The organism is Citrobacter sp. Cf118, from assembly GCF_030334095.1.
GTDB classification, from domain to species: Bacteria; Pseudomonadota; Gammaproteobacteria; order Enterobacterales; family Enterobacteriaceae; genus Citrobacter; species Citrobacter freundii.
Window position 1 is genome coordinate 1 of record NZ_JAOWES010000061.1, and the last position, 7,143, is coordinate 7,143.

Consider the following 7,143-nt stretch of genomic DNA (forward strand, 5'->3'; position numbering starts at 1 on the left):
ACAACCGTCTTCCGGAGCCTGTCATACGCGTAAAACAGCCAGCGCTGGCGCGATTTAGCCCCGACGTATCCCCACTGTTCGTCCATTTCCGCGCAGACGATGACGTCACTGCCCGGCTGTATGCGCGAGGTTACCGACTGCGGCCTGAGTTTTTTAAATGGCGGAAAATCGTGTTGAGGCCAACGCCCATAATGCGGGCGGTTGCCCGGCATCCAACGCCATTCATGGCCATATCAATGATTTTCTGGTGCGTACCGGGTTGAGAAGCGGTGTAAGTGAACTGCAGTTGCCATGTTTTACGGCAGTGAGAGCAGAGATAGCGCTGATGTCCGGCGGTGCTTTTGCCGTTACGCACCACCCCGTCAGTAGCTGAACAGGAGGGACAGCTGATAGAAACAGAAGCCACTGGAGCACCTCAAAAACACCATCATACACTAAATCAGTAAGTTGGCAGCATCACCCGCAGCTCATTATGCCCCTGCTTTTGGCAACCTGGCATACTGCTTCAATATCAACTAATTCCAACAGTGGGTTAGTGGGCGTTTCGATCCAGATTAGACCTGTATTCTCTTGAATATGGCGCTCTACTGACGCCAGATCATTAAGATCGACATAACTGAATGTCGTACCTGAAGTTTGTTTACGCAGACGTTCAAACAACCGATAAGTACCGCCATAGACCCCTTTCATTACTAATACATGGGAATCCTTAGGTAGCAATTCCAATATAAGTGCAGTTGCTGCCATACCGGAAGCGGTTGCCGTAGCATAGATACCTCCTTCCAACTCAGCCAAGGCGGTTTCATATGCATATCTTGTCGGGTTACTGCAACGGGAATAACAAAACTCCCCTTCTTCGCCTAAATTTGGCTGAATGAAGGAACTGGCGGTAGTAATCGGTGGAAAAATAGCATTATTGCCCCGGTCAACTTGATCTCCGGCATGGATAACCAGAGTCGCGATCGATTTTGATTTGCTCATTATTTGTCCCTTTAAATTTTAACGATAGCCCGCCGATCATTATTAATAATGACGTTAGGCCACGCGGTTAAACCGTAATATTTATTTACGTGTCATTATACTGATAATTTCTTTATCTGTTTGCCTCATTGGCGATAACACTAATTTACATAAATTATTGATAGAACCTTCAACATCGCAGGAAACAATGCCATCACGCTCCCCTGCAACACTATTTTGTTGCGCCATCAACACCGACTTAAATGCACAGGCGGTAGCGGTAGACACTTTCATGGCACAACTATTTGATGCACCATCGCAAATAATGCCACTAATATCACTGATCATATTACTGACCGCGTAGGAGATAGTTTGAAAATCTTGGGTCAATAACCAACTCATACCTGCCGCCGCCCCCATTGCTGCCGTTGACGCCGCACACAATGCAGACAATCGGGTATAACGCATATGAATTGAGATTGCGGCTAGATGGGCCAACGCTAATGCCCGGGCCAGTGTTTCATCATCTGTATTAAGATGTCGGGCAAGTGTCACTACCGGCATTGTCACGGTAATCCCCTGATTACCAGAGCCATAATTTGACATCGCGGGTAAGGGTGCGCCGCCCATACGGGCATCTGATGCCGCAGTGGTGTTGATCAACATTTGACTCAGTAAGTCAGTGCTGATAAAGCCATTTTTTCTGGCTTGCGACAACGCGCCACTCACGTTCAAACCATAGTTCTTCCTTTGCCCCTCGTCAGAAAGCGCGGTATTAATCTCAGCACTTTTCAGCATAAACATGATGTCTTTAGCGGCGACATCGGTTACAAATTTAAATGCGTCGTTAAGGGAAAATTCGGGTAGTACCCCACTATCATTGGCGGCAATTAGGTCTCGGACTAATATTTGCTTTATATTATTAATATAAACTTCAGTGACATTAGTATGGCTACCTTGAATCACTACCCGGCACTGATCACTAAGACTATATAGCGTAATATCGATAAAAATAAAATCCGTAGCATCTACTGCGTTTAGACACACGTTACCTGATTCATTAAATATATAGGCTTCGGTAATTTGTGTCGCAGTAATATCTTTTAATACTTCTAAATCGGCATCCGCGTTACCACCAATAGCCCCTATTGCCGCCGCAAGAGTGACTCCGCAATAGCTTGTTCCCGGAATAGTGACTCCCATCGCATTTTTATACAGATTCTCCGATATATTCCCCGTTATTTTTAATATCGGTGCGTTGAGATATTTAGCAGCCACTGCGGCAGCATACGCAATAGCAATAGGCTCAGTACAACCTAATGAAAGTTTCACTTCCTTTTTCAACCAATCGAGTAATTGTTGATGTGTTATTTTTTGCATTTGAAGTAATTAATCAGTGATTTGGATTATTTTTATCTTAGGGTTTTACGGGGAGAAATACTTTTCCTATTTTCTTGTTGTTTTTAATGCTTGGAGAATATTGTTCTCTTTAACAAAAAAGATAACCACAGAACAATTTAAATAAAAACATATTAAAAACAATGAAATAGATAACTCAAACACCATTAATCCCTTACTCAATGAGATACTAATCACAAAACAATAAAGAGAATATTTTCCCCTTAGACGCAATTATTCGCCTTGAATCATTAAACTAGACGATAAAAAAGGCGAGTTAGCTACTGCCAACTCGCCTCAGATAAAACCAACCGGTGCTGGTTTAGATATCAACCCTGCGCAGGGGATTGCTGCATCGTCCAGTTGAGCACTTGAGTGGCTAACTGGTCACTGGCCAGGCCAAAGGCCTGAACCACCTCGTTCATCTCGTTACCTTTTATCGGTTGGCGAATGTCAAACTGGCGAGTCGCAATAATCCTACGATCTGAAATTCTTACCAGCCGAGCATCAAAACGGATCAGCACTTCGCTGCTACCAACATGGTATACCCCTTGGAACGCGGACAGATCACCACTCAACTCCACATCAGCCTGCAAGCTATCATCGTCGCTACTGACTGCACGGATTCGCCCATCGCTACGGAACGCCTGAATAAGACGATTGCGCACCAAAATCGGCGCCGAATCACTCCAACGGGAGTTTTTATAAACCGCAATCTCCTGGCCCTGAGGCTGCACCGCTATGCGTGAGCTATTAAGAAACTGGTTCGTCGCCGGTTGTGAAACCCGTAATGACCAGTTTACTGTCTGCGCGTGTGGCACACTGACTGCAGGTGGCACCGGCAGAAGATAAACTTGTGATACAGGGGCCGAAGGTAAAATGGTGCAGGCAGAGAGCAGTATCGCCCCCCCGGATATCATCAATAGCCACACGCGGCGGCCTGCATAGCGCATCACATTAAAAGAGAGCATTAAGGCGTAAACTCCTGTGTTCTTTCACGGCCGCGCAACAAGGCCGCTGGGTTTTCTTCCAAACGAGAAACGGCGGCACGTAATGTCGCTAATGTTCTGCGCAGCTCATCTACTGCCGGCCCCAGCTCATTCATCCCTTGCATCCCGTTATTGAGTGAGGTTTTATTTTCACTCACCAATTTATTGAGGATGGTACTGGTATTTTGCAACGATGCCATGGTTTTGGCGGCATCACTGACCAGTTGTTTCCCCTGCCCATCCATTAAGCCGTTAGCATTACGCAGCAGGCGATTGGTTTGAGTCAGTGTCTCATTAGCCTGTTTACTGGCCTGCGCCAACTGCTGCAACAGGGTACGGAGATCACCACGTTGATCAGCCACAGTTTGGGTGACCAGCGCGAGATTATCCAGTGTCGTTACTAGGCGCTGCTGGTTATCCGGTGCCAGCAACTGGTTCAAACGCACCAACACTTCATTCGCATTGGTCATGAAATTCTCACCGTTAGCCAGTAACTGGCTCATCGGCGAAGGGGTAGCAATAATGATAGGAACCTCGTCATCTTTGCCCTCCAGCAACGGGCTGGTCTGGCTGCCACTGCTGAATTGAATATTTGAGGTGCCGGTAATACCCGCGACGGTGAGACGAGCTTGGGTATCTTCGCGTATCGGAGTAGATGCAGAAACGCGAATACGTGCCCAAACCTTATTCGGATTGTCTCGGTCCAGGCGTAATTGCGTCACCTCACCGACTCGAATCCCGCTGTACTGAACGGTGCTACCCTGTGACAGGCCACTCACAGGCTCATTGAAAACGATATCGTACAATCTGAACTGGCGATCAGAACCGGAATTTGTCAGCCATAGGCAAAACAGCAGCGCGGCACTCACCACAATAAGAGTGAACAAACCAATAACGACATGATGAGCACGGGTTTCCATATTACAACCTCTCTCCACTGTTAATTGCCGCTGCCTGATAAGCAGCCCGGCCACGTGGGCCATGAAAATACGCCTGAATCCAGCCATCATCAGTCGCTGCAACTTTATCCAGAGTATCAACCACCAGCACTTTTTTCTGCGAAAGCACCGCCACACGATCACACAGTGTATACAGCGTATCCAGATCGTGGGTCACCAAGAATACCGTTAGATTGAGGGCATCCCGCAGGGTGCGGATCAAACTGTCAAACGCCGCCGCACCAATGGGATCAAGACCCGCAGTCGGTTCATCAAGAAACAGAATATCCGGGTCCAGTGCTAAGGCACGGGCTAGCGCAACACGCTTGACCATACCACCCGACAGAGATGCTGGATACTTACTGCCAGTGCCCGGCGGTAGCCCAGCCAGTGCCAGTTTAACCTGAGCCAATCGCTCAGCCTCAGACCGGGGTAATCCGGCGTTTTCTATTAATGGTAATGCCACGTTCTCGGTCACGGTTAGAGAACTGAACAGTGCGCCTCGTTGAAATAATACGCCGAATCGGCGCTCGACCATGGCGCGGGATTGACCTGACAGTGCCATTAAATCCTTGCCAAAAACATGAATTTTCCCGTCAGTCGGACGACGTAACCCAACAATACTGCGTAACAGAACAGATTTACCGGTACCCGAGCCACCAACCACGCCAAGAACTTCGCCGCGCTTAACATCAAGATTCAACCCTTGATGCACGCACTGTACGCCAAAGCAGTTAACCAGATCGCGAATTTGAATGATTGCATCTTGCGTCATTTGGCTCACCACCCCATTTCCATGAAAAATAGCGCTGCCACGGCATCAAGCAAAATCACCACAAAGATCGAATGCACCACACTGGTGGTGGTATGAACCCCGACTGATTCAGCACTACCGGTTACTTTGAACCCCTCCAGACAGCCAATAATAGCAATCAGGAAAGCAAAAATAGGGGCTTTACTTATTCCCACCAGAAAATGCTGCAACCCATTACTGTTTTGCATAATCGACAAAAACATAGTGGGAGAGATATCCAGTGTTAAGGCACACACCACCATGCCACCGAAAATACCGCAAACCATGCCAATAAAGGTTAGCATCGGCAGAGAGATCAATAGTGCCAAGACGCGCGGTAGCACCAACAGTTCGACCGGATTCAAGCCCAGTGTTTGGATAGCATCAATCTCTTCATTGGCTTTCATCAAGCCAATTTCAGCGGTAAAAGCACTGGCTGTTCGCCCTGCCATCAGGATCGCGGTAAGCAGTACCGCAAATTCACGTAGAAAAGAAAATACCACCAAATCGACGGTAAAAATGCCCGCGCCGAAAGTAGTGAGTACGGTTGCACCGAGAAAGGCGATAACTGCCCCCACCAAAAAGGTGAGCAACATAATGATCGGCACAGCATTGAGGCCAATCTGTTGAATATTGGCAATTAATGAGGTAATGCGCCAGCGGGAGGGGCGAAAAAGTGTTCCCAGCAAGGTTTCCAGCGCCAGACCAATAAAGCCCAATAGTGACTTAATATCTTGCCATAAGTTATCTACCGAACGGCCGGTATTAGCCAGCATCTCAAGCCAAAACCGTGTGGGTTTTTCAGACAACTCAGGGGTTAAGTCAGGCAATACATGGCTTACCGTTTCAAGTAATATCCTCCGCTCTTCTGGCAATTTAGGCGCAAGTTCGCGTAAATTTGCTACACGGTCCTCACCCAGAAGCAGAGCTAACAACGTTGCACCGGCGGTATCTAACGCCCCCAGTTGGTTGAGATCAAATACCCCCCCACTGGGCATATTAGCGCGCAATTGCGCAACGCGCGGCTCCAAAACGCAGTAATGCGCCAACACCCAGTCCCCCCGGATATAAACTCTGGGGGGCTGAGCCGCGCTATCGAGATCAAGTTGTGCGGGGGACGTTTGCTCAGTCATTGCTCAGACCTTACCTATTTCAAACTCTAATGTTTCAAACCCTAAATAGGTATATCACACAGTTAAGTAAGAGTAATGACTGTTTAATTAATGAAGTGTTAACCACACCCTAATCAGTGAGGTGTGGCACGCTGTTTGCCCAATTGCCGTATTTTCCTCTCTGGCAGGGTAAACCAAACGACTACCGCCAGCAGAATTAACAGTACGCTGGCAGTACCTAATACCAGACTATGTGAGGCAGAAAAGGCCAGTTTGGCGCTGCTCAGTAGATGCTCGTCCCCACCAAGGCTATTGACCACCTGAATGGTTTCACTGATAGAAGCACTGGCCTGTGTAACCAGATCAGCGGGTAAATCTGCCGGCACTGTTGCAAATAGTCGGTGGTGATAAACTTATCATCCCCTTTTGCTGATGGAGCTGCACATGAACCCATTCAAAGGCCGGCATTTTCAGCGTGACATCATTCTGTGGGCCGTACGCTGGTACTGCAAATACGGCATCAGTTACCGTGAGCTGCAGGAGATGCTGGCTGAACGCGGAGTGAATGTCGATCACTCCACGATTTACCGCTGGGTTCAGCGTTATGCGCCTGAAATGGAAAAACGGCTGCGCTGGTACTGGCGTAACCCTTCCGATCTTTGCCCGTGGCACATGGATGAAACCTACGTGAAGGTCAATGGCCGCTGGGCGTATCTGTACCGGGCCGTCGACAGCCGGGGCCGCACTGTCGATTTTTATCTCTCCTCCCGTCGTAACAGCAAAGCTGCATACCGGTTTCTGGGTAAAATCCTCAACAACGTGAAGAAGTGGCAGATCCCGCGATTCATCAACACGGATAAAGCGCCCGCCTATGGTCGCGCGCTTGCTCTGCTCAAACGCGAAGGCCGGTGCCCGTCTGACGTTGAACACCGACAGATTAAGTACCGGAACAA

At 48.3% G+C, this 7,143-nt stretch carries 7 protein-coding genes and 2 pseudogenes; 1 reads left to right on the top strand and 8 read right to left on the bottom strand.

Annotation, left to right across the window (positions count from 1 at the left end):
* From OGX67_RS04825 to OGX67_RS04860, 8 genes and pseudogenes are all read right to left on the bottom strand, one after another.
* A pseudogene (locus OGX67_RS04825) lies at positions 1-406 on the bottom strand (IS1-like element IS1B family transposase); the annotation flags it as partial.
* 56 nt (positions 407-462) lie between these two features.
* Positions 463-981: pseudogene (locus OGX67_RS04830) on the bottom strand (PLP-dependent transferase); the annotation flags it as partial.
* A gap of 81 nt (positions 982-1,062) precedes the next feature.
* On the bottom strand, positions 1,063-2,340 hold the full coding sequence (locus OGX67_RS04835) for an L-cysteine desulfidase family protein (protein WP_001515737.1): 1,278 nt from the start codon (positions 2,338-2,340) through the stop codon (positions 1,063-1,065).
* A gap of 347 nt (positions 2,341-2,687) precedes the next feature.
* Positions 2,688-3,311 carry an ABC-type transport auxiliary lipoprotein family protein gene (locus tag OGX67_RS04840; RefSeq protein WP_425278447.1) on the bottom strand — a complete coding sequence of 208 codons (624 nt, stop codon included), beginning with the start codon at positions 3,309-3,311 and terminating at the stop codon, positions 2,688-2,690.
* 17 nt (positions 3,312-3,328) lie between these two features.
* On the bottom strand, positions 3,329-4,267 hold the full coding sequence (locus tag OGX67_RS04845) for an MlaD family protein (RefSeq protein WP_000449980.1): 939 nt from the start codon (positions 4,265-4,267) through the stop codon (positions 3,329-3,331).
* 1 nt (position 4,268) lies between these two features.
* Complete coding sequence (locus tag OGX67_RS04850; protein ID WP_001325019.1) at positions 4,269-5,060, bottom strand: ABC transporter ATP-binding protein; 792 nt, start codon at positions 5,058-5,060, stop codon at positions 4,269-4,271.
* Between the two features lie 5 nt (positions 5,061-5,065).
* Positions 5,066-6,211, bottom strand: coding sequence for an MlaE family ABC transporter permease (locus tag OGX67_RS04855; protein ID WP_001325018.1), 1,146 nt, complete (start codon positions 6,209-6,211; stop codon positions 5,066-5,068).
* A 113-nt stretch (positions 6,212-6,324) separates the two neighbouring features.
* On the bottom strand, positions 6,325-6,576 hold the full coding sequence (locus OGX67_RS04860) for a hypothetical protein (protein WP_001515736.1): 252 nt from the start codon (positions 6,574-6,576) through the stop codon (positions 6,325-6,327).
* Between the two features lie 58 nt (positions 6,577-6,634).
* On the opposite strand from OGX67_RS04860, the gene OGX67_RS04865 reads away from it, so the two are divergent.
* Positions 6,635-7,143: IS6-like element IS26 family transposase (locus tag OGX67_RS04865; RefSeq protein WP_061317786.1), on the top strand; the 509-nt coding region annotated here is incomplete at its 3' end.

Excerpts from the sequence above, each read along its gene's own strand:
- OGX67_RS04835 (WP_001515737.1), bottom strand. The coding sequence starts at position 2,340 with ATGCAAAAAATAACACATCAACAATTACTCGATTGGTTGAAAAAGGAA.
- OGX67_RS04840 (WP_425278447.1), bottom strand. The coding sequence starts at position 3,311 with ATGCGCTATGCAGGCCGCCGCGTGTGGCTATTGATGATATCCGGGGGG.
- OGX67_RS04845 (WP_000449980.1), bottom strand. The coding sequence starts at position 4,267 with ATGGAAACCCGTGCTCATCATGTCGTTATTGGTTTGTTCACTCTTATT.
- OGX67_RS04850 (WP_001325019.1), bottom strand. The coding sequence starts at position 5,060 with ATGACGCAAGATGCAATCATTCAAATTCGCGATCTGGTTAACTGCTTT.
- OGX67_RS04855 (WP_001325018.1), bottom strand. The coding sequence starts at position 6,211 with ATGACTGAGCAAACGTCCCCCGCACAACTTGATCTCGATAGCGCGGCT.